General features: G+C 63.1%; 19 protein-coding genes. 5 read left to right on the top strand and 14 right to left on the bottom strand.

The features are described 5' to 3' along the window. Window positions 1-10 precede the first annotated feature (10 nt). From E4P01_RS22515 to cbiE, 11 genes are all read right to left on the bottom strand, one after another. Window positions 11-1,021 (bottom strand): iron ABC transporter permease, encoded by a 1,011-nt coding sequence (locus E4P01_RS22515; protein ID WP_032878137.1) that lies wholly within the window; start codon window positions 1,019-1,021, stop codon window positions 11-13. Then, window positions 1,018-1,965 carry an ABC transporter substrate-binding protein gene (locus E4P01_RS22510; RefSeq protein ID WP_216090671.1) on the bottom strand — a complete coding sequence of 316 codons (948 nt, stop codon included), beginning with the start codon at window positions 1,963-1,965 and terminating at the stop codon, window positions 1,018-1,020. Before E4P01_RS22510 ends, E4P01_RS22515 begins: the two co-directional genes overlap by 4 nt. Then, entirely contained in the window at window positions 1,962-2,750 is a 789-nt protein-coding gene (locus tag E4P01_RS22505; protein ID WP_216090672.1) for an ABC transporter ATP-binding protein, read from the bottom strand. The genes E4P01_RS22510 and E4P01_RS22505 overlap by 4 nt, the downstream gene beginning before the upstream one ends. After that, window positions 2,750-4,858 (bottom strand): TonB-dependent receptor, encoded by a 2,109-nt coding sequence (locus tag E4P01_RS22500; protein WP_216090673.1) that lies wholly within the window; start codon window positions 4,856-4,858, stop codon window positions 2,750-2,752. Before E4P01_RS22500 ends, E4P01_RS22505 begins: the two co-directional genes overlap by 1 nt. A gap of 151 nt (window positions 4,859-5,009) precedes the next feature. Next, window positions 5,010-6,392 carry a PepSY domain-containing protein gene (locus E4P01_RS22495; protein WP_216090674.1) on the bottom strand — a complete coding sequence of 461 codons (1,383 nt, stop codon included), beginning with the start codon at window positions 6,390-6,392 and terminating at the stop codon, window positions 5,010-5,012. 117 nt (window positions 6,393-6,509) lie between these two features. Then, the gene (locus E4P01_RS22490; protein ID WP_248130140.1) at window positions 6,510-8,570 is read right to left on the bottom strand and encodes a TonB-dependent copper receptor; all 2,061 of its coding nucleotides are present in this window, start codon (window positions 8,568-8,570) and stop codon (window positions 6,510-6,512) included. A 92-nt stretch (window positions 8,571-8,662) separates the two neighbouring features. Beyond that, entirely contained in the window at window positions 8,663-9,052 is a 390-nt protein-coding gene (locus E4P01_RS22485; RefSeq protein ID WP_216090676.1) for a DUF2946 domain-containing protein, read from the bottom strand. Between the two features lie 9 nt (window positions 9,053-9,061). Continuing rightward, window positions 9,062-9,544: a copper chaperone PCu(A)C gene (locus E4P01_RS22480; RefSeq protein ID WP_032878127.1), complete on the bottom strand. Its 483-nt coding sequence runs from the start codon at window positions 9,542-9,544 to the stop codon at window positions 9,062-9,064. Between the two features lie 47 nt (window positions 9,545-9,591). Then, a complete protein-coding gene (locus tag E4P01_RS22475) occupies window positions 9,592-9,984 on the bottom strand; it encodes a DUF2946 domain-containing protein (RefSeq protein ID WP_216090677.1) in 393 nt (130 codons plus the stop codon). Window positions 9,985-10,241: 257 nt separating this feature from the next. After that, entirely contained in the window at window positions 10,242-10,961 is a 720-nt protein-coding gene (locus E4P01_RS22470) for a cobalt-precorrin-6A reductase (protein ID WP_216090678.1), read from the bottom strand. Further along, on the bottom strand, window positions 10,958-12,163 hold the full coding sequence (gene cbiE / locus E4P01_RS22465) for a precorrin-6y C5,15-methyltransferase (decarboxylating) subunit CbiE (RefSeq protein ID WP_148852868.1): 1,206 nt from the start codon (window positions 12,161-12,163) through the stop codon (window positions 10,958-10,960). Before cbiE ends, E4P01_RS22470 begins: the two co-directional genes overlap by 4 nt. Window positions 12,164-12,201: 38 nt before the next feature. Between cbiE and cobG the strand changes: the two genes are divergently transcribed. The 5 genes from cobG (at window position 12,202) to E4P01_RS22440 (ending at window position 17,552) form a co-directional block, all read left to right on the top strand. Then, entirely contained in the window at window positions 12,202-13,548 is a 1,347-nt protein-coding gene (cobG, locus tag E4P01_RS22460; protein ID WP_216090679.1) for a precorrin-3B synthase, read from the top strand. Continuing rightward, complete coding sequence (locus E4P01_RS22455) at window positions 13,541-14,167, top strand: precorrin-8X methylmutase (RefSeq protein WP_032878122.1); 627 nt, start codon at window positions 13,541-13,543, stop codon at window positions 14,165-14,167. The genes cobG and E4P01_RS22455 overlap by 8 nt, the downstream gene beginning before the upstream one ends. Beyond that, window positions 14,167-14,898 carry a precorrin-2 C(20)-methyltransferase gene (locus tag E4P01_RS22450; protein WP_005784378.1) on the top strand — a complete coding sequence of 244 codons (732 nt, stop codon included), beginning with the start codon at window positions 14,167-14,169 and terminating at the stop codon, window positions 14,896-14,898. Before E4P01_RS22455 ends, E4P01_RS22450 begins: the two co-directional genes overlap by 1 nt. Next, window positions 14,898-16,535, top strand: coding sequence for a precorrin-3B C(17)-methyltransferase (gene cobJ / locus E4P01_RS22445; protein ID WP_216090680.1), 1,638 nt, complete (start codon window positions 14,898-14,900; stop codon window positions 16,533-16,535). The genes E4P01_RS22450 and cobJ overlap by 1 nt, the downstream gene beginning before the upstream one ends. Before the next feature lie 237 nt (window positions 16,536-16,772). Continuing rightward, complete coding sequence (locus E4P01_RS22440) at window positions 16,773-17,552, top strand: hypothetical protein (RefSeq protein ID WP_216090681.1); 780 nt, start codon at window positions 16,773-16,775, stop codon at window positions 17,550-17,552. Here E4P01_RS22440 and E4P01_RS22435 read toward each other — a convergent pair. The 3 genes from E4P01_RS22435 to purD form a co-directional block, all read right to left on the bottom strand. Next, window positions 17,549-18,145, bottom strand: coding sequence for a MarC family protein (locus E4P01_RS22435; RefSeq protein ID WP_003171467.1), 597 nt, complete (start codon window positions 18,143-18,145; stop codon window positions 17,549-17,551). The genes E4P01_RS22440 and E4P01_RS22435 overlap by 4 nt on opposite strands. A 505-nt stretch (window positions 18,146-18,650) precedes the next feature. Continuing rightward, window positions 18,651-21,425 carry a hybrid sensor histidine kinase/response regulator gene (locus E4P01_RS22430; protein WP_032878117.1) on the bottom strand — a complete coding sequence of 925 codons (2,775 nt, stop codon included), beginning with the start codon at window positions 21,423-21,425 and terminating at the stop codon, window positions 18,651-18,653. A gap of 115 nt (window positions 21,426-21,540) precedes the next feature. Continuing rightward, on the bottom strand, window positions 21,541-22,833 hold the full coding sequence (gene purD, locus E4P01_RS22425) for a phosphoribosylamine--glycine ligase (RefSeq protein ID WP_032878115.1): 1,293 nt from the start codon (window positions 22,831-22,833) through the stop codon (window positions 21,541-21,543). Between the last annotated feature and the right edge of the window lie 8 nt (window positions 22,834-22,841).

Genomic DNA, 22,841 nt, shown 5'->3' with positions numbered 1-22,841 from the left:
CGGGGCGCGCTCAACGCTTGCGCATCAAACCGATAAAAAACAGCCCGCCAATCGCCGCCGTCGCCACGCCAATCGGCAAGTCTTCGGGCGCTATCAGTGTGCGTGCGGCGACATCGACCCACACCAGGAACACACTGCCCAGCAGCACGCACACTGGCAGTAAACGCCGGTGTTCGGCACCTATCAGGCGCCGGGCGATGTGCGGCACCATCAGCCCGACAAAGCCGATAGAGCCGCTGATGGACACCAGCACGCCGGTCATCAGCGAGGCGACCAGGAAGACTTTCAAGCGTACATTGCGTGCGTTCAAACCCAGGGTCACGGCGGTCTGCTCACCGGCCATCAATGCGTTGAGCGGGCGGGCCATGCCTAGCAGCAACAGCAACCCCAGCAGCACCGTGGTGGCGGGAATTGCCAGCAGTTCCCAGCGGGCCAGTCCCAGGCCGCCGAGCATCCAGAACATCACCGCCGAGGCGGCGCGGTGGTCACCCATGAACAGCAGCAGGTTGGCCACCGCCATCATCACGAACGACACCGCGACACCACACAGCAACAGGCGATCGCTTTCCAGGCGACCGTTGCGACTGGCGACGGCCAGTACCACCAACATGCTCAGCAGCGCACCGATAAAGGCGGCAAGGGGCAAGGTCAGCAGGCCGATGATTTCACCCACGTGCAGCACCACGATCACCGCGCCGAGGGTGGCGCCGGAGGTCACACCGAGCAGGTGCGGGTCGGCCAGCGAGTTGCGCGTGACCGCCTGCAGTACCGCGCCAATCAGCGCCAACCCGGCGCCTACCAGCGCCCCCAGTAGCATACGCGGCACACGGATCAGCCAGACGATATGTTCCTGGCCCACACTCCAGTCCACCACACCCAAGCCGAACACCTTGTTCAGCAAAATTCGCCACACCACGTCCACTGGCACCTGCGCCGAACCGAACCCCAGGGAGATCACGCAGGAGACCAGCAACAAGGCACCCAGGGCGCTTAATAACAGGACGTAGTGACGGGTGATCATTCGCCGTGAAACCCCTTGGCCAGGGTTTCAACCGCTAGCACGTTGTCGATGCTTGGTGTGGCTTGCATATAGGGGATCACGATGAAGCGCTGGTGCTTGATGGCGTCCACCGATTGCAGTGCAGGGTGGTCAAGCAGGAACTGTTTCTTCTGTTCGGCGGTGACCTCGCTGTAGTCAACGATCACGATGACTTGTGGGTTGCGCTCAACGACGGTTTCCCAGTTGACTCGGGTCCAGCTGGCGTCGATGTCATCGAGGATGTTGCGCCCGCCGGCGGCGTCGATCAGCGCCTGGGGCATGCCCAGGCGGCCCGAGGTCATGGCGCGGTCTTCGCCGCTGTCGTAAAGGAACACCCGTGGCTTGTCGGCGGGCAGGTCTTTTTGCACCTCGGCCACTTGCGCCTGCATCTGGGCGATAAGCGTATTGGCGCGATCCTGCACGTCGAAGATCCTGCCCAGGTTGCGCAGGTCGTTATAGGTATCGTCGAGGCTTGCGGCTGGGCGCTTCATCACGAACGCACATGACTCGGTCAACTCATACACATTGATGCCCAAGGGTTGCAGGGTGTAAGGCGTGAGGTCGCCGCCCACGCGCATACCGTAACCCCAGCCGGCGAAGAAGAAATCCACGTTGGCGTTGAGCAGGGTTTCCACCGACGGGTACTTGCTCGCCAGTTCCGGCAGGCCGTCGAGGAGCGTGGCCATTTGCGGCGGTACTGACTTCCAGCCGGTCACGCCGCTGTAGCCGGCCATGCGTGGCTTGAGGCCCAGGGCGAGCATCATCTGGGTCATGTTGATGTCGTGGCTGACCGCGTGTTGTGGGGCTTGCTGGAAGGTCACGTCGCGGTTGCAACTTTTGATGGTCAGCGGGTATCGGGTGCTTTCGGCGAGTGCTTGAGCCGCGCCGAGCAACAGAGGCAGAGACAGCAGGATGCGCAGGATCATGGCTGGGTTATCCAAGTGATTCGTGGGTAGCCGTCCAAGGGGTGAGTGTCGATCAAGGCCTCGACGCCAAACACGTCGCGCAGCAACGCGGCGGTCAGCACTTCGTGGGGCGTGCCGCTGGCGACGATGCGCCCGTGGTGGATCACGTACAGGCGATCACAGAAGGCGGCGGCCAGGTTGAGGTCGTGGATGCTGGCCAGGGTGCCGATGTTCAAACGCCTGACCAGCCTGAGCAACTCAAGTTGATAACGCGGGTCGAGGTGGTTGGTCGGCTCGTCAAGGATCAACAGTTGCGGTTGCTGGGCCAGGGCGCGGGCAAGGATGACGCGCTGTTTTTCACCGCCGGACAGGGTCGCGAAGGCATGGTCCTCGAAGCCTTGCATGCCCACCGATTCCAGCGCTTGAAGGATCAGTTGCTGGTCGTGCAGTGTGTCGCTGTCGAACAAACCCTTGTGGGGTGTGCGCCCCATGGCGACCACCTCATCCACGCGTAAGCCGAAGGTATCGGGAAACTCCTGCAGCACCACGGCGATGCGTTGCGCGCACCACTTTGCGCTTTGCTTCCAGACATTCTGGTGCGCAAGCGATACATCACCCTGTTCTGGCCGGGTGAACCGATAGGCGCAGCGCAACAGGCTGGTCTTGCCACTGCCGTTAGGCCCGATCAGCCCGACAAACTCCCCGGCACCGACGCGCAGGCTGGCGTCACGCAGTTGGAACTGGTGATGGCAGTGGTTGTGGCCGGGTGGAGTCCAAGCCAGGTCGGTGAGGGTGAGTGAGGTCATTAGAAGGTGTAGTCCGCGGTAATGAACATGGAGCGAGGTACACCTAGAATCCACTGCTGCCCATCGTTGTACTGGCTGACCGCATAAGTGCGATCGAACAGGTTATTGAGTTGCAGGCCCAGCGTGGTGTCGCGCATGGCTTTCCACGACAACGTGGCATCGACCACGGTATAGCTCGGCAGCTCGCTCTGGTTGGCCATATCGGCATAGCGTGCGTCGACGTAACGCACACCGGCAGCGGCACGCACGTTGTCGGTCACGGCCTTGCTCAGCCACAGGTTGGCGGTGCGGCGCGGAACGTCCACCGGGCGGTTGCCGTCGCGGGAGACCTGTACGCCGTTGACGTCTTGTTTGAAATCGTCGTACTGCGCCCGCACGACGGCGGCGTTGGCTTGCAACTGCCAGGCGTGGGGCAGTTGCAAGTCGAGGCTGGCTTCCAGGCCGTTGGAGGATTGTTGGCCGACTTGCTGTTTGAAGTCCGGCTCACCCGGCACATCCGTCAGCAGTTTCTTTTTGACGATGTGGTAGGCGGCGAGGGTCCATTCTCCGCGGGCACCCCAGAACGCTTGTTTGATGCCGACCTCGGTCTGCTTGGCGGTAGACAGGTCGAACTGTTGCTGGCTCGGGCTCAGGGAGATCAGCCCGCCGACGCCGTCGGTGCTGGTGGCGTACTGGCCGTAGACCGAGGTGTCCGGGGTGATCGCGTAGACCAGGCCGGCTTTCCAGTTATTGCCGGTGAGGGTTTTGTCGGATTGGCCGCCAGTGCGCAGGTCGTCGCGGTCGATGTGCGCGTAGTCGCGGCGGATACCGGTGATCAGCGTGAGTTGGTCGGTCAACTGCAAGCGGTTTTCAGCAAAACCTGCGAAGGTTTTGGTCGTAGTGGAAAACACCGGTTTGAACGGGTCTTTACTGGCAAACGGCGCGGGCGCCGGGTGATACAGGTCGATGGGTTGGCCGGTTCCCGAGACATCATTAAATGGCGTGTTGCTCGCCAGGCGGAAACGGATGCGGTTGTATTCCACGCCCGCCACGGTCTGGCTATCGAGGCCGAACAGGGTGTGCTTGAAGGTGAAGGTCTGGCGGTCGCCCACCTGTTCCTGATCGTGCTTGATACCGAAGTTTCCGCTGCGGGTCAGTTGGCCGTTGGTGAAATTGTAGTTCTCGGCGTTCTGCCAGCGACGCTGGTTTTTCAGGTAGTACAGCTCGTTGGTGGCGCTGACGTTGTCGTTGAGTTGCCACTCGCTGGTCAGGCGCGTCCACTGGTCGTTGTAGTGCTGGGTGTCGTTGCTGACGTTGTAGTTCTTGTCGCGCAGGCCCTTGTGCAACTGGCCGTTGACCAGGGGCGTGCCGAAGTAGTTTTGTGGGCGCTGATCACCGTAGTCGCTGGCCAGGGTGAAACTCAGGTTGTCGGCTGGTTGCCAGCGCAGGGCGCCGCTGACGAAATCGCTGCTGGAATCGCCACGGTCGATGAAGCCGTTGCTGCGCAGGCGGTTGAGGTTCAAGCGGTAGCTCAAGGTGTCGGTCAGCGAGCCGCCGCTGTCGAGGGCTTGCTGCTGGCGGTCGTAGGAGCCGTAGCCAAGGCGGATATGGTTTTCGATCTCGCCCGCAAAGGGTTTTTTCGAGATCGTGTTGATCACCGCGCCGGTGGCGCCTTCGCCGTACAGCACCGAGGCCGGGCCGCGCAGCACGTCCACCCGTTCCACAGCCCAGCTGTCCACCGGGAAGGTCGAGGTGCCCATGCCGGTGTACATGCGGTTGCCGTCGTACAGCTGCATAACCGAGCTTTGGCCGGTAAAGCCGCGGGCCTGCAACGAGGTGCCGCCGTCGCCCGGCGTGCCGGTGCGGCTGATGCCGGTGGCGCGGGAGATGGCGTCCTGCACGCTGGCGTCGCCACGTTCGCGGATCTGGGCGCCGGTCTGGCTTTCAACGCTGCCGGGGGTTTGCAGCGCTGTGAGATTCAGGCGCGAACCGGCGGTGGTCGGGGTGTTGAGGTCAACGCGCTCACTATCCACTGCCGGTGCGGTAATGGGGCTGGCGGGCAGGGTCAGGGCCTGGGCGTTGGTATGCAGGGCGAGCAGGCACAGGCCGCTCGCAAGGTAGTTGTTCATCGGTCGATCAGTCGCTTCTTGAGAGGTACTCGCCGCAGGGCGCGGCGAGCAACGATAGCGCAGAAAGTGTTATAAGTTAACACTTATCGGCTGCGGGGCAAAAGTCTGCGCAAGGCTACACAAGCCCCCTGGATTGGGCATCTCGCCTGTTTCATGCGGAACCTGAAGCGGATTCACCTTGGCCAAAAAAGCGCGACAGCACCAGACGATCCAGTACCCACACCACGATCAGCGACGCCCCCACCAGCGGGAAAACAAGTGCCAGGCCCAGCATGATCACCATCGCGGTTTTCCACTTTGGCAGGTCATGACGCAACGGCGGAACACCCACGCCACCGGCAGGGCGACGCTTCCACCAGATCACCACGCCGCTGACCGCACTGAGCAGGATCATCAGGCAGATCACCAGCACGATCAGTTGGTTGACCCAGCCGAACATCTTGCCTTCATGCAGCATCACGCCGGTCTCGGTGGCGCGGGCGACCAGGTTGTAATGTTCCCAACGCACATCGGCCAGGACCTTGCCGGTGTACTGGTCCACATGCAGGGTGGCGTCATTGCGCGGGTCGTTGGCGAACACCGCGACGGTGAATACCCCCGTGGCGGTGGTGGGGAACGCGATGCTGTAGCCGGGCTCCACGCCGCGCGCATTGGCCAGGTCGACCACTTGTTGCAGGCGCACGCTTGGTGCGGCAGGACCTGAATGCATGGCGCCGTGGTTCATGTGTTCGGCGTGGTCGCCGGACATCGGCATCGGCGTGTTTTCCATGGCCCAGGGCACGGTCTGTTGGGTGGCCGTGTTGAGCACGCGCGCCTGCTGGTCGGACTGCGGCACGTTGTTCCACATCTCCGTCGGGAAGGTGTTCCACAGCTCGGCGTATTGCTTGCCCCAGAAACCGGTCCAGGTCATGCCGCTGAGCAGCATGACCAGCAGAAATGCCGCGCCCCAGAAGCCGGCGACAGCGTGCAGGTCACGCCAGAACAAGCGGCCACGGCTGTTGAGGCGCGGCCACAATACGCCAGCCGATGACTTGCCACGCGGCCACCACAGGTAAAGGCCGGACACCACCAGCATGACGCCCCAGCCGGCGGCGAGTTCTATCAGGCGGTCGCCGGTGGTGCCGATCATCAGCTCGCCGTGCAGGGCGCGGGCAATGGCCTGCAGGTTGTATTTGGCGTCCTGCTCACCCAGGACTGTGCCGCGATACGGGTCGACGAATACGCCGATCTCGCGGCCCTGGTTGTGCATCACGAACTGCGCGCTGTTGGTGGCGTCGGCAGGCGGCAGGTATTTGCTGATCGCGGCCTGGGGGTAGGCGTCTTTGGCGCGTTGCAGCAGTTCGTCCGCGCTCAGAGCGTGCTCGGCTGTGGGTACGGTGAGCAGGTGGCCGTACATCAGCGGGTCGAGCTGGGGTTTGAACAGGTAGATGATGCCGGTCAGGGCCAGCAGCACCATGAAAGGGGCGACAAAGAGACCGGCGTAGAAGTGCCAGCGCCAGGCCAGGTTGTAGAAGGAGATCTTCGGTGTGCTCATCAGGGGCTCCGCAAGGCTTTTGATTTTTTTGTGTCGGTTACACCGCCATCGGGGGCAAGCCCCCTCCCACATTTGAAATGCGTTTCAAGTGTGGGAGGGGGCTTGCTCCCGATGCTGTTAGAAGCTCATGTCCACCTTGGTCCAGAGCGTACGCCCCGGCTCCTTGATGGCTTGCGGGTCATTCGCCGGGTAACCGAAGCCTGCGTTACCCGCCAGGTTCAAATGCTCGGCATAAGCCTTGCCGAACAGATTGTCGACTCCGGTACTGACCTTGAAGTTCTTATTGATGCGGTACGCAGCGTTGAGCGAGAACACGCCAAAACCGCCGCTCTTGTCGTAGTCCTTGCCGACCACGTTGCCCTTGTTCTGGTCGATGCGGTTTTGCGCCGCGACCACGCGCCACAAGGCGCCGGCACTCCAGTCGTCTTCGCTGTAGGTCAGGCCCAGGCGTGCATCCAGCGGCGGCATCTGCGGCAGGGCTTTGCCATCGCTGCTGTTCTTGCCCCAGGCGTAGGCGAGGCTGGCGTCGGCTTTCCAGTTGCGGCTCAGCTTGTAGGCCGCACCCAACTCGCCGCCCATGATGCGCGCGTCGACATTGCGCGCCTGGGAGGTGGTGCCCATCATGCCGGGCCGGTAGTCGAACAGGATGAAGTCGCGCACCTGGCCGACGTAACCCGAGGCCCAGGCTTCGAGGTCGGCGGTTTTGTATTGCGCGCCGAAATCCAGCTGCGTGGTCTTCTCGGGCTTCACGCCGTCAAAGGCATTCACCGAGCCGACCGCGCCGGTGTTGGGGGAGAACAATTCCCAGTAATCCGGAAAGCGTTCAGCGTGACCCAGGCCCGCATAGACGGTCGTGGGCGTGTCCGCCAGGTCGTGCTCGTAGCGCACAAAGCCCGATGGCAAGGTGTCTGCGCGGGTGTCGTCGGCGGTAGGGTTGGGGCGGCTCATCATTGCCGAGCCGGTGCGTTGCCGAAAATCCTTGGCTGAGGCGCGGTCCAGGCGGGCGCCGGTGATCAGGCGGTCGTTGTCGGCGGCGTACCAGGTCAGCTCGCCGAATACCCCGTAGTTGTGGAAGTTGGCGTCCTTGTTGCGCGGCAGGTCCTTGTAGGTGTCGATGCCCATGCTGCTGCGCGCGCGGTGTTCGTTGGTCTGCGCGTCCAGGCCGCCGATCAGTTGCACATCGGCCCAGCGCCAGGTTGCCTTGATGCGACCGCCCAGGGTGCGACGGTCGACGTTGGAGGCCATGGGCCCGGCCATCATGCCGCTGCCCGAAGGGACGCGCAGGCTGTAGTTGTCCATGACGTGGTCGGCGTAGTTGTAGTAGACCTGGGCCTCGACCTTGTCCAGTACCTCGCCGAGGTTGGATTTTTCGAAGCGCAGCCCGAGGCTTTCGCGCAGGAATTGCGAGCCGTCCATACCGCGTCCGGCGTAGCGCGCTTCACCGTCGCCACGGCCGGCGGTGAGTTCCAGCGGCGTGTCGGCGTGGGGGGTGAACCCCACCGCCACATCGCCATTCCACTTGTCATAGCGCGAGGCGACAGTGTCGTTGTTGCCGTCCTTGTAATCGTCGGCATGGGCCTGGTTGCCGATCACCCGCACATAGCCCAACGGCCCTCCCGCAGCAGCATCGATGACCTTGTCGAAGCGCCCGTTGGAACCGGCCAGCACACTGGCATTGACCCGCGTGCCCAGCTCGCCGAACTGCTCGGGCTCACGCTCGAACAGGATCGTACCGGCCGACGCGCCCGGGCCCCAGAGTACGGTTTGCGGGCCTTTGATCACGGTGAGCTTGTCGTAGGTTTCCGGCGAAATATACGAAGTCGGCGCATCCATGCGGCCTGGGCAGGCGCCGAGCATCATGCCGCCGTTGGTAAGGATGTTCAGGCGCGAGCCGAACATGCCGCGCAGCACCGGGTCGCCGTTGGTGCCGCCGTTGCGCACCAGGGCGAAGCCGGGGATGGTCTTGAGGTAGTCGCCGCCATCGCTCGCGGGCACCGGCTGGCGTGGATCCTTGGGGTTGGTGACAACGGTGAGGGGCGAGCTGGGGGCGATCGCGGTGATCACCGTGGGGCTCAGCTCGTGCTCGTGCGCATGGGCGTAGGGGGCAAGCAGTACGCCGCACAGAGCGGCGAAAACAGGGGCAGCGCCCAAACGGGTGTCAGCAGAAAACCTGGACATGACAAATTCCATCAATCAATCGTAAACAACACGGCCAGCAGCCTGCGGCTGTCTAATTGAAGTCGGCCGGGTGAAGTAACGCGGTGAAGGGCTTACGACACGATGGGCGGCGCACGACTGCGGGCGCCAGGGAAGATGCTCTGCCGAGCATGGCCCAGGCGGGGGGCGGGGATGAGCGCGTTGGCTGGCGGCGGGGTGCCGAGCGTTACGAAGGAGACGCTGCCGGGCAGGGCCGGGCAACTGAACAGCAGGCTGCAATAGCCGCATTTCTCCCAGAGGACATGATGTTCGTCGGGGGTTTTGGTCGGCTTGGGCTCGCCGTGGCACGCGGGCATGTCCATGGATATACCGGCGTGATGATCCATCGGCATCGCTTGGGAAATCAGCGGACCGATAAAGATCATCAGCATGGCGAACAGGCTGATCCAACTGCCGCGCATCACACGGCGGTGCGGAGACAACCTGGCGCGGGGGGCGCCCATCGGGTAGGTCTAGTGAGTGTGCTTATGCTCGTGCGTGGCCATCGGCGGGACCTTCTGCACCGACACTTGCACCTGAACCTTGCCTGCTTTCTCGAAGGTCAGGGTCAGTGGGAATTGCTTGCCATCGGCCAACAGGCTGCGGTCTTTGAGGCCCAGCAGCATCACGTGATAAGCCATCGGCGCGAAGGTGAGCTCACCCTTGGCCGGTACGGCAACGCTGGGCACTTGCTGCATCTTCATCAAGTCGCCTTGCATCACATGCTCGTGCAGCTCGGCTTTCTCCGCGACGCTGGTTTCAACGCTGAGCAGGCGATCCGGAGCAGCCCCGGTGTTATGAATCACAAAGTAGGCCGCCACGGTCGGCGCATTCGGTGGCAGCTCCTGGGACCAGGGATCGCTCACCAACAGGTCGCCGGCCTTGTAGTCATCGGCATTGGCAGCACTGAACACCGGCAACAGCAACGCAGCCAGAAGCAGGGAAGATTTAAGCATGGCAGTTCTCCAGAACGGTTCTAAACGCAGTTCACTTGCGAAGAAGATCAGACCGTTGGGGAGGCGCGAGGGTTAAGGCTTGGCCATTGCTGGCGCGGGGTGGGATTGCGCAATAAGCGTGGCGGCAGGCTCTGCACCGCCTCGAAGCGCGTCACATACAGCTGCGGCACATGCCCCGGCAACGCCACCAACGGCGCCGAGCCCGAGCAACACCAGCAATGCTGCATGGCAGAGTGATCGTCCGGCGCTGCCGGGATTTCCAGCTTGCCCAGGGCAATCGCCTTCAGGCTGGCACCATTGGACGAACAGAACCCACCCCACATCAGACGCTTGACCGGATCATCAGTCTGCTGCATCGCACTGGCCAACGGCATGGCAAACGCATTGAACAGCACTGCAAAGCAGGCGATCCAGGCAATTGCAAAGCGTTGACGGGCCATGGCGGATAATCCGTAGGGTTAAACGATCAGGGGGTATTTAGCCTGATCGGGGGGGATAAGTAAAAAGGGGCGGTGTGGTTTGGTGTCGCAGTGCTGGATTTGAGCGTAGACGGGAATTGAGTGGATGAGGATCTTCAGGGCTGCGCAGGTCAAATGTGGGAGGGGGCTTGCTCCCGATCGCGGTGTGTCAGTTACTGATTTGTGGCTGATCCGCCGCCATCGGGAGCAAGCCCCCTCCCACATTAGGTCGGTGTTGCTCAGAGGGGGTGTATTGCCTGCAGCACCGCAGCTACGGTTGTGAATTCTCGATCTACGGTAGCCAGCACCGGCCGCTTCAGCACCAATACCGGCACGCCACGCTCACGCGCCACTTCCAGCTTCGGTTCGGTGGCGGTGCTGCCGCTGTTCTTGCTGATCAGTACATCGATCCTGCGCCGTTCGAATAAAACCCGCTCATCCTCGATCAGAAACGGTCCGCGCGCGCCGATCACTTCACACCGCGCATTCCCCGGATAAACGTCCAGTGCGCGCAGCGTCCAGAACTGGTCGGCGGGGATTTCCTCCAGATGCTGCAAGGGTTCGCGACCCAAGGTGAACAATGGGCGCTTGAAGGGCTTCAACGCGGCTATCAGGGCGGCCCAGTCAGGCACTTCCCGCCAGTCATCCCCCACCTGCGGCTGCCACGCTGGACGTCGCAACGCCCAGCAAGGCACATCGCTCAATCGCGCCGCCTGGGCCGCGTTGTGGCTGATCTGCGCCGCATACGGATGCGTGGCATCGAGAATCAGGCTGATACGCTCGTCACGAACAAACTGCGCGAGCCCTTCAGCGCCTCCATAACCCCCGACTCGAACCTGGCAGCTCAGGTCGGTCGGCACACGGCCCACGCCCGCCAGGCTGTAGATATGCTCAGGCCCCAGGGTGCGGGCAATGGCCAGCGCCTCCGTCACGCCGCCCAGCAACAGAATCCTTTTCATAGGGGCTTGATCACTTCCAATAGCGTGATCGGCAATGCCTGGCGCCAGGTATCGAACTCGCCCAATGGCTGCGCCTGGGCCACGTGGATGCGGGTCAGTTCGCCACCGTGCTCGGCGCGCCAGTTCATCAAGGTCATTTCACTTTGCAGGGTCACGGCATTGGCCACCAACCGCCCGCCGGGGCGCAGGTGTTGCCAGCAGGTGTCGAGCACGCCTTCGCGGGTGACGCCGCCGCCGATGAAGATGGCGTTCGGTGCTTCCAGACCGCTTAACGCATCCGGCGCCTTGCCGCGAATCAGTTGCAGGCCGGGCACGCCGAGGGCGTCGCGGTTGTGTTCGATCAGGCTTTGGCGGCCTGCGTCGGCCTCGATTGCCACGGCGCGGCAGCTTGGATGCGTGCGCATCCATTCAATGCCGATGGAGCCGCTGCCCGCGCCCACGTCCCACAGCAGTTCGCCGGGCATGGGGGCGAGGCGGGCGAGGGTCATGGCGCGCACGTCGCGTTTGGTCAGTTGGCCATCGTGCTTGAAGGCCGCGTCGGGCAAACCTGCAAGGCGTGACAGACGTGGTGCGTTCGCATCCGCCAGGCAGTCGATGGCGACCAAGTTCAAAGCGGCAACCTCGGCGTGTTCCCACGATTGCGCGTGCCCGTCGATGCGCCCCTCAGCCGGGCCGCCCAGGTGTTCAAACACAGTAATCCGGCTGGGGCCGAAACCGCGTTCGGCCAACAACGCAGCCATCAAAGCGGGGCTGCTGCCGTCATTGCTCAAGACCAACAAGCGCACGCCAGCGGCCAGATGCGCATTAAGTGCCGCCAAAGGACGAGCGACCACCGATAGCGTCACCACCTCCTGCAACGGCCAGCCCAGGCGCGCTGCCGCCAGGGACACCGACGATGGCGCCGGCAAAATCAACAATTCTTCAGCTGCCACTTGCCGGGCCAGGCTGGCGCCGACGCCATAGAACATCGGGTCGCCACTGGCCAAGACGCACACAGGCTCCCCGCGCCGCGACAACACCGGCTCCAGGGAAAACGGGCTCGGCCACACCTGGCGTTCGCCACGAATACACACCGGCAAAAGGTCCAACTGGCGTTGGCCGCCTATAATCCGCGTGGCGCGCAACAGGGCGTGCCGGGCATTCCTGCCCAGGCCCTTGAAGCCGTCTTCACCGATGCCTACAACCGTCAGCCAGGGCGACATATCAATTCCTTGAGCGACATCCGACGGGCAGGCTTTTCATGCCGCCGGACAAAGCAGGCATAATACCGCGCCTTTACCCGTCAACCGGTAGCCCCGTGAACCCAACGCCCGCTGTGAATACCATGCGCCCCTCGGCTTGTCCGGGGTTGCTGCGTATTGTCCAGGCGTTGGACGGCGGTATTTGCCGGATCAAACTGGCCGGTGGTTCGATCACCGCCGCCCAGGCCCACGCCGTGGCGGACGCAGCCCAGGCGTATGCGGGCGGGGTGATCGAGGCGACCAATCGCGCCAATCTGCAGATCCGCGGCATCGGCGCCGAGCAGGAGGCGTTGATCGCCCGGCTGCTAGCGGCGGGCCTGGGCCCCAGCAACGCGGGCGGTGACGACGTGCGCAACCTGATGCTCAGCCCCAGCGCCGGCATCGACCCGCAGATGCTGTTCGACACCCGCCCGCTGGCCGCGCAGATTCTTGCCACCTTGCAAAACCATGCGCGGTTCCACCAGCTGTCGGCCAAGTTCGCGATACAACTCGATGGCGGTGAAGCCCTGGCGATGCTGGAGCATCACCATGACCTGTGGCTGTCGGCGTTTGTGCGCGATGGTCAGACGCTGTTGGCGTTCGGCCTGGCCGGTTGTCCGGGGCTGGATGCGCCCGTGGCGGCAGTGCCGCTGGACCAGGGTCATGCGCTGGTGGTGGCGGTGCTGGAGGCCTTTCTCGACCTGGCGACGCCCGAGCAAACACGTATGCGTCATCTGCCTGTGGATAACTTGTTGGGCCGCCTGAGGCTGCCGCTGTTGTCGGCGCAGGGCTTCAAGCGCCCGGCCAGTGGTGCGTTGTTGCACATCGGCAGTTATCCACAGGGCCAAAAGAATCAGTTTTACGTCGCGGCAGTCGCGCCATTGGGCCGCCTGGATTCGCTGATGCTCCAGGGCGCCGCGCAACTGGCCAGCGAGTACGGCGATGGCACGTTGCGCTTCACGCCCTGGCAGGGCGTGCTACTGCCCAACATTGAACGCGTTGGCGCCGTGACCGAACGCCTGGCGCAACTGGGCTTTGTGTGTTCAATCGACCAACCCCTGGCGCGCATGATTGCCTGCACCGGTTCCAGCGGTTGCGGCAAGGGCCTGGCCGATACCAAGGCCGACGCGGTGCAACTGGCCGCCCTGCAACCCGGCGTCGAAGCGCACCTGTCCGGCTGCCCGCGCTCATGCGCCGCCGCGCACACCGCGCCGGTCACGTTGCTGGCGGTGAGCCCTGGCCATTACGACCTCTATTTTCGCGACGCAGCCCACCCGGGTTTCGGTCGGCTGCACGCGCGCACTCTTTCCATTGAAGCGGCGGGCGCCCTGTTACGCGCTCGCCCACGGAGCAACACCGATGATTGATTACATCCGCGACGGTCAGGAGATCTATCGCAACTCCTTTGCCATTATTCGCGCGGAAGCCAACCTGGACCGCATCCCGGCCGATCTGGAAAAACTCGCGGTGCGGGTGATTCATGCGTGCGGCATGGTCGAGGCCATCGACGGTCTGCAATTTTCCGAAGGGGCCGGCAAGGCCGGGCGCGATGCGCTGGCTGCTGGCGCGCCGATCCTGTGTGATGCGCGGATGGTCTCCGAGGGCGTGACCCGTGCGCGCCTGCCGGCCAATAACGAAGTGATCTGCACCCTGCGCGACGACAGCGTGCCGCAGCTGGCGCGGGAGCTGGGCAACACCCGTTCCGCTGCCGCCCTGGAGCTGTGGCGCCCGTACCTGGAAGGCAGCGTGGTGGTGATCGGCAACGCGCCGACCGCCTTGTTCTACCTGCTGGAAATGCTCGACGCCGGCGCGCCGAAACCGGCGCTGATCCTGGGGTTCCCGGTCGGTTTCGTCGGCGCCGCCGAATCCAAGGCCATGCTTGCCGCCGACAGCCGTGGCGTACCCTTCGTGATCATGCAAGGCCGCCTGGGCGGTAGCGCAATGGCTGCCGCCGCCGTCAACGCCCTGGCCACGGAGGTCGAATAATGCAGGTGCGCGGACGTTTGATCGGGCTGGGCGTAGGCCCCGGTGACCCGGAACTGATCACCCTCAAGGCCCTGCGCCTGCTGCGTGAATCGCCGGTGGTGGCGTATTTCGTGGCCAAGGGCAAGAAGGGCAACGCTTTCGGCATCATCGAAGGCCACCTGGTGCCACAGCAGACCCTGATGCCGCTGGTGTACCCGGTCACCACTGAAGCGCTGCCGGCGCCGCTGTCCTATGAACAAGTGATCAGCGACTTCTACGACAACGCCAGCCTCGACGTGGCCGCGCACCTGGACGCGGGCCGCGATGTGGCGGTGATCTGCGAAGGTGATCCGTTCTTCTACGGCTCCTACATGTACCTGCATGACCGCCTTGCCGAGCGCTACGAAGCCCAGGTAATTCCGGGCGTGTGTTCGATGCTCGGTGGCGCTTCGGTGCTCGGCGCGCCGTTGGTGTATCGCAACCAGAGCTTGTCGGTGCTCTCGGGCGTGTTGCCCCATGATGACCTCAAGCGCCGCCTGGCGGATGCCGATGCCGCAGTGATCATGAAGCTGGGGCGCAACTTCCCGAAGGTGCGCCAGGTGTTGGAAGAGCTGGGCCTGGCCGAACGTGCGTTGTACGTGGAGCGCGCCACCATGGCCAACCAGAAGATCGTGCCGCTGGACCAGGTGGAGCCGATGTCGTCGCCGTATTTCTCGCTGATCATCGTGCCCGGTGAAAGGTGGCAAGGTTGATGACTCCGGCGATTGTGATTCTGGGCCAAGGCAGTTTGGCCACGGCGCGCAAGATCCAGCAGGTTTACCCTGGCGCGTTGATCCACGGCCTGGCCGCTCGGGTTGAAGGGGCGGACCAGAGCTACAGCGAGTTCGGCGCGACGCTGCGCCAGCTCTACCAGCAAGGCACGCCGCTGATTGCCCTGTGCGCGGCCGGCATTGTGATTCGCACCTTGGCGCCGCTGCTGCTGGAAAAGGGCGAGGAACCCGCCGTGCTGGCCGTGGCAGAAGACGGCAGCGCCGTGGTGCCGCTGCTGGGTGGCCTGGGCGGGGTGAATGTGATGGCGCGGGACATCGCCGCGGCATTGGGCGTATCCGCGGCAATCACCACCAGTGGCGAACTGCGTTTTGGCACCTGCCTGCTCAACCCGCCGACGGGTTATCAACTGGCGGACATTGAACTGGGCAAGCGCTTTGTCTCGGACCTTTTGGCCGGTGAGTCGGTACGCGTCGAAGGCGTGGCGCCGTGGCTGGATCAAGCCAATCTGGCCCAGGACCCACAGGCGCGCCTGGCGATTCATGTGGGCAGTGCCGAGCGCCCACCGGTAGCGAACGAGCTGCTGATTTATCCGCAAAACGTCTGCATTACCTGCAAGCCTGGTGCGCGGTTGGCTGAGCGCGTGCGCACTGCGCTGCATGAGGCGGGGATCGCGGTGCAAGCCGTGGCCTGCCTGTTGGCCAGCGACCTGCAGATGGCCGACGCCTCATTGCATGAAGCTGCGCTGGCGTTGGGTGTGCCGCTGCGTTTTGCCCCGGTGACGCCCGTTGCGGACATCAGCATTACCGTGGCCGAACAGCCCTTGGACGTGTCGCAGGTGGGACGCCCCCGTGGCCGTCTCGCAGTGATCGGCCTGGGTCCCGGCGCGGCCGAGTTGATGGTGCCGGCGGTCAAGGCGGAACTGGCGCGTTGCACCGATGTGCTGGGGTATGAAACCTATGTGCGCATGGCCGGGCCGTTCCGTGACGATCAAGTGCAACACTGCACCGACAACCGCGAAGAAATGCAGCGCGCTCGCCATGCTTTCGAGCTGGCTGCGCAGGGGCGTTCGGTGGTGGTGGTATCGTCCGGCGACCCGGGTGTATTCGCCATGGCCGCCGCGGTGATCGAGGCGCTGCACGACTCCACGGACCCGGCCTGGCATCAGGTCGACCTGGAAATCCTGCCGGGGGTTTCTGCCTCCCTGGCCACCGCTGCCCAGGCCGGTGCACCCTTGGGGCATGACTTCTGCGTCATGTCGCTGTCGGATAACCTCAAGCCCTGGTCGATCATTGAAAAGCGCCTGGACCTGGCTTCCCAGGCCGATCTGGCCCTGGCGTTCTACAACCCGATCTCGCGTTCGCGGCCCTGGCAACTGGGGCGTGCCCTGGAGATCGTCGGCCTGCACCGCACGCCCGATACGCCGGTGGTGCTGGGCCGCGACATCGGCCGCCCGGGCCAGACGCTACGCGTCACCACCCTGGGCCAATTGACGCCCGAGCAGGTGGACATGCGCACCATGGTGCTGATCGGCTCGTCAACCACCTGCGTGTTCCCGCGTGCCGGTGGCGGGGCGTGGGTGTACACGCCGCGTTGGTACGGCGACAAACCCGCCTCCTGAAAACGGCCCACTGGCCGTCGGAAAGCTCCGAATGACCCAGGGATTCTCCTGATGTTGTTCGGGGCTTTTTCTTTTTTTTACGGTGAAAACCGCAAGCCTGCCGGCTGTGCCTTGTGATTGCTGGGCACTGGGTTTTGACCGGTGCCACCAAGGCATGTTTGTCGCATGGAAAGCCCTCCGCCCGCTGGACTAGTGTGAAGGAAAGCCCCATGTCGGGTGCTTGTGGAGAACTGAAAAATGGAGCGACGTCACAGAAGGATCAACACTATCAAACGGCGCAAGCTGATTGCCGCCTACAAGTTGCCGGGGGCACCAGGAGTGCACGCGGCGTTACCCCTGGACACTGACGATGACTGCAATGCGGCGGTGGTCAACAACGGGGTGATTTCCTTCGCCGAGGGGCTGTCTGGGCTGAACCGCGAATACATTCGCAAGAGTTACCTGCTGGCCAGCAGTTACGTGAGCGATGTATTGAAAGTACATCGGGGCACCGAGGCGTGGTACGACGAATTTATCAAGGTCATGGTCAGTCTTGGCTGGCTGCCGGTGCGCAGCAGTTTCGAGCGGGTCTCACGCTCCGGCAAGGGGCTGACGGTGCAATTGGCGGCGCTGAATATTATCGGCGCGCTGCTGGCGTCGATGTCACTGTCGGGGCCGCTGGTTACCGCGCTGCCCAAACTGGCCGCCGATGCGCTGGAGGCATTGAAGCGGCAGCCGGCGTCTTTCGATTTGTTCAAGCGCAATAGCGCGGTGCATGAGGGCGGTGACTTCGGCGTGGCGTCCTGCGCCGAAACCAATGGTGAAGTGATGATGGTGCTGGTGACCTTCAGCAGCCACGGCGTGAACAAACAGGTGGGAGTGCCATTCCTTGAATGGGACAGCTCATCGTTCGAGGCTTTCAGCGGGCAAACCTGCCTGGTGCTGAACACCTCGGTGGTCAACGAAAAAACCATCCAGCTGATGCGCGAAAGCGCCGGTGACAAGGTGCAGATGGCGATTGCCAAATACCGGATCTAAGGCACCAGGTAGCCGCGAACCCCGGTAAAAATGATTTGCGCGGCCAGGGCGCATACGAACAGGCCCATCAACCGGCTGACAATCTGCAAGCCCTGGTCGCCGAGAATCCGTTCGATACGGTTGGACAGGTACAGCACCACACCCACTGTGAGGCTGGCCAAGGCGATGCTGAGGATGGCGGTGAGCTTGTCGTCCCAGTGGGGCTGGCTCACGCCCATCACCAGCAGCGCACCGATGGTGCCTGGGCCGACAGTGAGCGGGATGGTCAGCGGCACGATGGTCACGTCCTGCTGCACGTTGTCGGTCTGCACCGCCGACTTGCCCTGAGCCATGCCCAGGGCCGAGATAAACAACACGCTGCCGGCGCCGATACGGAACGCGTCCACGGTAATGCCGAACACGCTGAAAATCACCCTGCCGAACAGGTAGAGCAACACGCTCGATACCAGAGTCGCCAGTGCGACTTTCCAGGCCAGGCGCCGACGTTCCTTGCTGGAATAGCCACGGGTCAGGCTGATAAAGCAGGACAGCACAAAAAACGGGCTGTAGAGCACCAGCATCTTCAGGTAAACGCTGAATAACACATGGAGCATGGGGGCGGCTCGCGGGCGGGGGAAGTGTGGAGGAGTCTATCCGACAGAGATCAAATGTGGGAGCTGGCTTGAACTGCGATAGCCATAGGTATCTACACAATTTTGTAGGTTGTAGCAGCCGACGGTAACCACGATGCGAAGCGAGTCGCTTTTGATCTGCTTTTGATCTTCGGCGCCCCGTTAAACCACGCTGGCCGGAATTCGACAGGGATTTGGGGGGTAAACCGGCAGGGATGCCGGTTTAGCCGCCCCGCGCCATGGATGGCGCGTGGCGGCGGCCCCCCAAATCCATCGCGGATTACGGGCACACCGAGCCTAAGCGAGGTGCCGAGTGGTGGGGCAAGAGCGTTTGGGTTACTTCTGCGCTTTTCAAAAGTGACCCGCTGTAAAAGCGGAACCCTAAGTGGCCGTTACCGCAGGAATGGATATGTACTCGGTATAACTGTGTCGGCTGTCAGGCCGCCTTCGCGAGCAAGCCCGCTCCCACAGGGGATGGTATTTCAAATCAGGAAATGGTGCTGCGCTCAGGAAGCTTTTGGCGCTGCACTACCCAGTAATCCACCAGCTCGCGCAACTGTGATAGCTCCACCGGCTTGGCCATATGCCCGTCCATGCCGGCCTGGCGTGCGCGTTCTTTATGTTCCGAAAGAATATGCGCCGTGAGCGCTACCACCGGCGTGCGTACGCGTTGGTGGCTGACTTCCCACGCGCGCAGCTGCTGGGTGGCGGAGAATCCATCGAGGACTGGCATTTCACAATCCATCAACACCAGGTCATAGCGCTGGGCCTTCATCGCTTGCAGGGCTTCTTCGCCGTTGCTGGCGGTGTCCGGGTTGAGGTTGAGTTTGCCGAGCATGCCGCGAATCACTTTGGTGGAGATGCTGTTGTCTTCGGCTACCAGGATGCGGAAGTCGCTCGGCACAGTCACCGCCACCGGTGCGCTGGGGGCGGGGCGTGGAATGGCTGCGCCTTTGCTGCGTTGAGCCAGTTCGTCGGCCAGGGTCGTCTTGAGCGTATAACCGGCCACGGGTTTGGCGAGGATGCGCTTGATCCCGCAGTTGCGCGCGATGATCTTGCTCGGCGCATTGCTGATACCGGTGAGCATGATCAGCAGGATGTCGTGGTTCAGGCTCGGGTCTTCCTTGATCTTCGCCGCCAGTTGCATGCCGGTCATGCCCGGCATGTTCTGGTCCAGCAGCACCACGTCGAAGTAATCGCGCAGGTGTGCCTTGGTGCGCAGCAGCGCCAGGGCCTCCTTGCCGGACGGCACGGCGCTGACATTAAGGCCCCAGGCCGAACATTGCTGCACCAGTACTTTGCGGCAGGTGTCGTTGTCGTCCACCACCAGCACGCGGGCGTCCTTGAGCGGGCCGTCGAGGTCCGACGTCGGGTGCTCCAGGCGCTCCGGGTCCAGCGGCAGGGTCAGCCACAGGGTACTGCCCTGATGGCTGCCACTCTTGATGCCGAATTCGCCGTTCATCAACAGGATCAACTGGCGGGCAATGACCAGGCCCAGGTGACCGCTCAGGCGTGTCGCCGAGAGGAAGTTCTTGCTGTGCAGTTCGCTGTGCAGCAGTGCGTCGCGTTCGGCGGCTTCCATCGGCACGCCGCTGTCCTGCACGGCAATGCGCAAACGGGGCTTGGTGCTGCGCTCGTCGAGGGCCACGACGATCAGCACTTCGCCTTCATCGGTCTTGTGCAGGGCGTTCTCCAGCAGGCTCAACAACGCCTGGCGCAGGCGCGTCGGGTCGCCGCTGATCACGCGTGGCACCTGGGGCTGGATAAAGCTGATCAGCTCGACATTCTGCTGCTCGGCCTTGGCGCGAAAGATACTCAGGCAGTCGTCGATCAACGCGTTGAGGTCGAACTGCACATCATCGAGTTCGATCTGCCCGGACTCCAGCTTGGAAATGTCGAGAATCTCGTTGATCAGGGTGAGCAGCTCGTTACCGGCGCTGTGGATGGTCTGCACGTAGTCGCGCTGCTTCACCGACAGCGGCGTACCCAATAGCAGTTCGGTCATGCCCAGCACGCCGTTCATGGGCGTGCGGATTTCATGGCTGATCTTCGCCAGGAACTCGGCCTTGGCGGCGATTTCGGCGTTGCTGGCGGCCAGGTCGCGGCTCAGGCTGAAGCGCGTTTCGACAATCGCGCGCTGGCGTTCGCCCAGGGCCAGGCTCATCAACAGGCCGCTGAGGCAGATGAAACCCAGCAGGGTGACGATCAGGCCCTGCGGCGCCACCAGGGTGAGGCCGAGCAGGGCGGGAAGAATGATCAGTGTGCCAATGTTGAACACCACCATCGCCGCCACGAACAGACGCGCCGGGCGGTAGCCTTTTTGCCAGTGGTAGGCCGAGACAAACAACATGCTCAGGCCGGCCAGCGCCACCAGGGCATAGGTGATGATGTTCAGTGGCAGGGTATTGACGAACAACAACAGCAGACCGCACAGCACGATCAGCAGGATATCGGCCATCAACACCTTGTTCAGCGGGTGCGGGCCCAGGGGCATGAAGAAGCGGTAGGCGAACATCAACCCGCAAGGTGCGGTCAGCAACAGGGCGAGGTAGGCGCCAGGGGTCTGGATCGCGTGCCAGTTCGGCAGCCATGGCCCCACCAGGTTGAGCAGCAGCGCCAGGCTGAGCATCAACAGCAATTCGCAGGCGGCCAGCCACAGGCTGCTGCGCGAGCGGTGGTAGGCGAAGCGCGTGAGGTTGTGCAGGATCAGCATCAGCAGCACGCCGAACAGCAGGCCGTAGATCAGCGTCTGGTTCTGGTTGGCGGCGGCCAGTACTGCAGGTTCCAGGGTGATGTAGGGGCGCAGTTCGTGTTCCGAGACCAGGCGCAGGTACACCTCAAGAGGTCGTGGGCTCTGGGGCATCGGCAGCATGAAATCGCTGCTGGGCAGCGGGCGTTCAACCTGGGGTTGGCGCGTGCCGGTGGTTTGTTGCTCCACCAGGGTATCGCCGTCCAGTACATACAGGCTCAGGCTGGAAAGATCCGGGGCAAAGACCCGCAGCACTTGTTCGTGCTTGCCGGGCTGCAGCCTGAAGCGCACCCACAACGCACCGTCCGGCTGCGCGGCAGTGATCCGGTCCAGTTCGATGGGGCTGAATTGATTGGTGTAGCGGGCGGAACGGATGTCGCTCAGTTGCAGGTCGGCCTGTTCATCAAGCAATACCGCCCAACCACTGCCTTGTGCGGCGGCCTGGGCCGGGAGCAGGCAGAGCAGGGTCAGCAAGCTGACTGTGAAACCTATGGCGATCCTGAGCCAGCGCACGGCGAAATCCCTTCGTAGGTTGATGCACGGGTTAACTATGCGCGGGGCGACATGTGTACGGCAAGGGCCAAAGGCCCTTACCTAACCGAACGGATAGCTACTGCAAGTGTAGCTCTCAGCTGTTCTCGCCGCGTTCACGGGCAATGGCACGGTAGCCGATGTCTGTGCGGTAGAAACAACCTTTCCAGTCGATTTTCGCAGCCAGCTTGTACGCCTGCTGTTGTGCTGCATCGACACTGGCACCCATTGCGGTGGCGCACAACACACGGCCACCTGCGGTTACAACTTTGCCGTCCTTGAGCGCGGTGCCTGCGTGGAACACCTTGCCTTCCAGCGCAGCGGCGGCATCCAGACCTTCAATCACATCGCCCTTGGCGTAATCGGCAGGGTAACCACCGGCCGCCAGCACGATGCCGACGCTCGGGCGTGGGTCCCACTGTGCTTCGACCTTATCCAGCGCTTGGGCCAGCGCCGCTTCCACCAGCAGCACCAGGCTAGATTGCAGGCGCAGCATCACCGGTTGTGTTTCCGGATCGCCGAAACGGCAGTTGAACTCGATGACTTTCGGGTTACCGGCTTTGTCGATCATCAGGCCGGCGTAGAGGAAACCGGTGTAGACATTGCCCTCGTCGGCCATGCCGCGCACGGTCGGCCAGATCACCAGGTCCATGACGCGCTGATGCACATCGCTGGTGACCACTGGCGCCGGGGAGTAAGCACCCATGCCGCCAGTGTTCGGGCCGCTGTCGCCATTGCCGACGCGCTTGTGGTCCTGGCTGGTGGCCATGGGCAGTACGTTCTTGCCGTCGACCATTACGATGAAACTGGCTTCTTCGCCGTCGAGGAATTCCTCGATCACCACGCGCGAACCTGCATCACCAAAGGCATTGCCGGCGAGCATGTCGCGCACGGCGTCTTCGGCTTCCTGCAGGGTCATGGCGACGATCACGCCTTTACCGGCAGCCAGGCCATCGGCCTTGATCACGATCGGTGCGCCTTTTTCGCGCAGGTAGGCGAGGGCCGGCTCGATCTCGGTGAAGTTCTGGTAGTCGGCGGTGGGGATCTTGTGGCGTGCCAGGAAGTCCTTGGTGAAGGCTTTCGAGCCTTCCAACTGGGCGGCGCCAGCGGTCGGGCCGAAGCAATCCAGGCCACGGCTGCGGAACAGATCGACGACGCCGGCAACCAGTGGCACTTCCGGGCCGACGATGGTCAGGGAAACATTCTTCTCGGCAAAATCTGCCAGTTGCTCAAGGGCCAGTACGTCGATGGCGACGTTTTCGCACTTGGCCTCAATGGCGGTACCGGCGTTGCCGGGGGCGACGAAGACTTTCTGGACACGTGGGTCCTGGGCAACTTTCCAGGCCAGGGCGTGTTCACGGCCACCGCTGCCAATGATCAAAACATTCATTTCAAAAA

Origin of the sequence: Pseudomonas sp. NCIMB 10586 (assembly GCF_023127895.1) — a bacterium.
Taxonomy (GTDB): Bacteria; Pseudomonadota; Gammaproteobacteria; order Pseudomonadales; family Pseudomonadaceae; genus Aquipseudomonas; species Aquipseudomonas synxantha_A.
Note: the sequence above shows the minus strand (reverse complement) of the source record. Positions and strands in the feature narration are given on the sequence as shown.

Coding starts and splice junctions, on each gene's coding strand:
- E4P01_RS22485 (WP_216090676.1), bottom strand. CDS start 9,052: ATGGGCGCCCCCCGCGCCAGGTTGTCTCCGCACCGCCGTGTGATGCGC.
- E4P01_RS22510 (WP_216090671.1), bottom strand. CDS start 1,965: ATGATCCTGCGCATCCTGCTGTCTCTGCCTCTGTTGCTCGGCGCGGCT.
- E4P01_RS22440 (WP_216090681.1), top strand. CDS start 16,773: ATGGAGCGACGTCACAGAAGGATCAACACTATCAAACGGCGCAAGCTG.
- E4P01_RS22480 (WP_032878127.1), bottom strand. CDS start 9,544: ATGCTTAAATCTTCCCTGCTTCTGGCTGCGTTGCTGTTGCCGGTGTTC.
- E4P01_RS22505 (WP_216090672.1), bottom strand. CDS start 2,750: ATGACCTCACTCACCCTCACCGACCTGGCTTGGACTCCACCCGGCCAC.
- E4P01_RS22450 (WP_005784378.1), top strand. CDS start 14,167: ATGCAGGTGCGCGGACGTTTGATCGGGCTGGGCGTAGGCCCCGGTGAC.
- E4P01_RS22455 (WP_032878122.1), top strand. CDS start 13,541: ATGATTGATTACATCCGCGACGGTCAGGAGATCTATCGCAACTCCTTT.
- E4P01_RS22490 (WP_248130140.1), bottom strand. CDS start 8,570: ATGTCCAGGTTTTCTGCTGACACCCGTTTGGGCGCTGCCCCTGTTTTC.
- E4P01_RS22470 (WP_216090678.1), bottom strand. CDS start 10,961: ATGAAAAGGATTCTGTTGCTGGGCGGCGTGACGGAGGCGCTGGCCATT.
- E4P01_RS22495 (WP_216090674.1), bottom strand. CDS start 6,392: ATGAGCACACCGAAGATCTCCTTCTACAACCTGGCCTGGCGCTGGCAC.
- E4P01_RS22500 (WP_216090673.1), bottom strand. CDS start 4,858: ATGAACAACTACCTTGCGAGCGGCCTGTGCCTGCTCGCCCTGCATACC.
- cobG (WP_216090679.1), top strand. CDS start 12,202: ATGCCGCCGGACAAAGCAGGCATAATACCGCGCCTTTACCCGTCAACC.
- E4P01_RS22515 (WP_032878137.1), bottom strand. CDS start 1,021: ATGATCACCCGTCACTACGTCCTGTTATTAAGCGCCCTGGGTGCCTTG.
- E4P01_RS22475 (WP_216090677.1), bottom strand. CDS start 9,984: ATGGCCCGTCAACGCTTTGCAATTGCCTGGATCGCCTGCTTTGCAGTG.
- E4P01_RS22435 (WP_003171467.1), bottom strand. CDS start 18,145: ATGCTCCATGTGTTATTCAGCGTTTACCTGAAGATGCTGGTGCTCTAC.
- cobJ (WP_216090680.1), top strand. CDS start 14,898: ATGACTCCGGCGATTGTGATTCTGGGCCAAGGCAGTTTGGCCACGGCG.
- purD (WP_032878115.1), bottom strand. CDS start 22,833: ATGAATGTTTTGATCATTGGCAGCGGTGGCCGTGAACACGCCCTGGCC.
- cbiE (WP_148852868.1), bottom strand. CDS start 12,163: ATGTCGCCCTGGCTGACGGTTGTAGGCATCGGTGAAGACGGCTTCAAG.